The organism is Treponema sp. R6D11, from assembly GCF_054786075.1.
The window spans coordinates 1-358 of the sequence record NZ_BDHD01001208.1 but is presented as its reverse complement, the minus strand read 5'-3'; the positions used below and the strand labels follow the sequence as shown (position 1 = coordinate 358).

General features: G+C 51.1%; 1 protein-coding gene. It reads left to right on the top strand.

Annotated elements, in window-relative coordinates; all coding sequences use genetic code 11:
- Positions 1–155: 155 nt before the first annotated feature.
- A partial coding sequence (locus tag ACYVTD_RS18135) for a hypothetical protein (RefSeq protein WP_461249000.1) occupies positions 156–358 on the top strand: 203 nt, incomplete at its 3' end.

Sequence of the window (358 nt, the reverse complement as noted above, 5' to 3'; positions counted from 1 at the left end):
GTTATCGTAAAACTTAGGCCGGAGGTCGGGTTTATTAAAGACGTTTTTAACAACGGTTTTTTGATAATTTACACATAAAAAAATCGATCCGGCGGTTTTTAAGCCGTTACGAACTGCGGCCGGACGCCGAATTTGAACGTATCCTGGACCTCTGCGTGGAAAAACATAACTCGGACTGGCTTACCCCGCCGCTGGTTGAATGTATAAAAGCGATCCGCCGCAACTATGGCGGAGTCGACGCAGACGATGACGCAAGTTCCGCAAGTGGCGACGCAAGCGATGAAGCCGACGGTGGGGTCGAGGACGGCGGCGAAAATGACAACTTTAAGCTTTGCCCCTCGGATTACGCCTACCCAGC